Source organism: Flaviramulus sp., assembly GCF_982512915.1.
In genome coordinates this window covers 1-2467 of sequence record NZ_CEWOCJ010000052.1, presented here as the reverse complement: position 1 = coordinate 2467, position 2467 = coordinate 1, and the positions used below count along the sequence as shown (strand labels likewise).

The 2467-nt window shown below is 28.0% G+C and carries 2 protein-coding genes; one reads left to right on the top strand and one right to left on the bottom strand.

The genetic code is table 11. From position 1 onward, the window contains the following. Window positions 1–31: 31 nt before the first annotated feature. Window positions 32–505 (bottom strand): hypothetical protein, encoded by a 474-nt coding sequence (locus tag AC1XJX_RS13625; RefSeq protein ID WP_482004539.1) that lies wholly within the window; start codon window positions 503–505, stop codon window positions 32–34. A 245-nt stretch (window positions 506–750) separates the two neighbouring features. Between AC1XJX_RS13625 and AC1XJX_RS13620 the strand changes: the two genes are divergently transcribed. After that, window positions 751–2370 (top strand): tetratricopeptide repeat protein, encoded by a 1620-nt coding sequence (locus AC1XJX_RS13620; protein ID WP_482004538.1) that lies wholly within the window; start codon window positions 751–753, stop codon window positions 2368–2370. Window positions 2371–2467 lie beyond the last annotated feature (97 nt).

Here is a 2467-nt window from a genome sequence, read left to right as displayed (position 1 = left end):
CAACATAATTATTATTTACAAACCCTGAAGCTTACATCTGAATAACCCATTGCACTCCAATACTTGGACAAATTGATAAATTTTCACCAAATTTAAACTTATAACCTACAGTTGGATTAAGAAAACTAAAGTATGAATACGTTCCTTTATAACCTTGCTCTTCAAATTGAATGTTACCGTAAGCAAGTGTATTTTGAGTATATACCCCAAAGTCTTTTTCTTTAAAATAGCCTCTACTACCAACTTCAATTATATAACCTGTTCCATCTGATTCAGCATTTCCAACTTCATAAGTCATTGTTCCATAAGCAACTTGTAAAATAGAAGAATTTCCACCCGTTCCAAATAAGGTTCCTTTGTTCAACTCAAAGCTCAAGCCATAATGAGAAGGACTAGAAAATAAATAATAAGGAGAAACAGTAATATCTGCTTTACTGCTTGGTTCTTGTGCAAATAAACTAGAGGAAATACAAAAAAGTGTAATAAGTAAACTTTGTTTTTTCATGATTTGTTTATTAAAATTAGTGTTTTATAAAAACGCCATAAATGTATAAAAAAAGTATTTAAAAAAAAAAGCTCCAAACAATGTTTGAAGCTTTTTGTACTCCAAACGATGTTAATGTCGAACCGCTTTTCAGAAGACATGAAACTCTTGTATCAAGTAAATATACTCCTTTAATATTAAAAAAAATAATCCTGTTTTAATTATTTTAAATTTGATATATTTGAAATAATTTAGAAAAAAATAATTTGAAAAAGATAAAACTTATAATAACCATTCTGCTCTTTGCTAACATATCATTGACTTATTCTCAGGATAAAAGTGAATCATTAAAAATTATTTGGGAAAATAAATCTTTACAAGATGCCGTTCGATTTAAGGCTATTAATGATTTTTATGACAATTATACGCAAAGCGACCCAGATAGTTCTTTAAAACTTGCTGAATTTCATTATAAATTAGCTAAAAAAAAAAAGAATCGAAAAGAAGAAGCTCTAGCCCTAAATGAAAAAGCATTTGTTTTTTATATGCTTGGATATAAATTAGATAAGATAAATTCGGTACTACAAGAAGTAATGGGCATTTATACTGAATTGAAAAACTACAATGGATTAGCTTCTACAAAAAACAATCTTGCCGCTTTGTTTCAGGACCAAGGGGACTACCAGTCTGCTATTAATAATTATACAGATGCCTTATCCTTATTTAAAAGACAAAAAAATAATATGAGGATTGCTGATGTTTTAAATAACATTGCTGGAATATACCAGTCTGTAGAATTATATGAACTAGCCTTGCCAAACTACAATGATGCAATTACTATTTACAGAAAAGAAGGAGCTCAAGAAAAAGCTGGTTTTCTTTGGCTAAATACAGCAATTATTTATGCTAAAATTGGGCAAACTAAAACTGCCAAAGAAAATTTTGAGAAAGCATACTCCTTATTAAAAGCAAAAAATGATGTATACTATCTTCCAGAATATTTTTATCATATTGCAGATTTCTATAAAAGTAACGGCAATACTGATAGTGCGAGTATAATGATAGAGAAAGGAATAAAAATACTCACCGAAACAGGTAATAATGACAGAATCATTTCTTTTAAACTTTTTAAAGCTGAACTGGTTTTAGATTATGATGTCGCACAAGCTTTTCGTATAGCTCAAGAATTAAAAGAACCAATACTTAAGGGAACAAATAAATCCTATAAATCTGCATTGTTTCAACTATTATATAATTGCTACAAAAAACAAAAACAATTCGAACTAGCATTGCAAATGAGTGAGCAATATTTGATATATGCAGATAGTGTTTTAATAGATAAAAATAAGACCGCAATTCTTAGTGATGCGTTACAAGCTGATTATAAAGCTAAACTATTTGACAATCAATTATTGGCCAACAAAAAAGAAGCACAATTAAAATTAAAACAAATAAAATCAATTTTTTTTCTTATTCTGATTGGTGTGTTAATATTTCTGATTTTATTTTTTTACTTCCGTTTTCACATTAAGAAAAATCAAGCGAAACGAGATTTACTATTAGATGAAATTGAGAAACTTAAAAATAATGCAAATAAAGAATTATTGGTTGTTTCAAGTAAATTTGAATTGGTGAGAGAAAAAATAGAGCATTCTATTAGCAGAAAATTAAATGAAACCGATTGGAAGGTTTTAACAATATTATTGGAAGACCCCGCACTTAGCAATAAAGAAATAGCCGATAAGGCTTATATGAGTGTAGATGGAATAGGCTCCTCATTACGAAGAATGTATGAATATTTCGAAATTAAAGAATCTAAATACAAGAAAATTTCATTATTGTTAGAAGCAATTAAATCATCAAATAACCCTAAAATAGAAGTTTAAAATTCACTTTTACGCATGATAATTGTAATTTCACGGCTAGGCGTGATAATAAAAGGTTACATTATTGCATATTTGTTTTTTAAATATAAAATTAATA